1 protein-coding gene is annotated in these 257 nt (G+C 61.1%); it reads left to right on the top strand.

The window, feature by feature from the left end; translation table 11 throughout:
• The coding region (locus AC1ECF_RS17700) for an iron-containing alcohol dehydrogenase (protein ID WP_480390752.1) at nt 1–257 on the top strand (257 nt) is incomplete at both ends.

The raw sequence follows: 257 nt of genomic DNA, 5'->3' as shown, positions 1-257 counted from the left end.
CTGAAACCGCTGGCCGAGCGCTGGCTGGTGGTCGGTGATAAGTTCGTCCTGGGGTTTGCGGAAGAGATGCTGCGTAAAAGCCTGGCCGACGCTGGCCTGGCGGCTGAAATCGCGCCGTTTGGCGGTGAGTGTTCGCATAATGAAATCAACCGCCTACGCGATATCGCCGGCAACGCGAAGTGCACCGCCGTGCTGGGGATCGGCGGTGGCAAAACCCTGGATACCGCGAAAGCGCTGGCCCACTTTATGAATGTGCC

It is taken from the genome of Psychrobacillus sp. Z3-81, from assembly GCF_056620325.1.
Note: the sequence above shows the minus strand (reverse complement) of the source record. Positions and strands in the feature narration are given on the sequence as shown.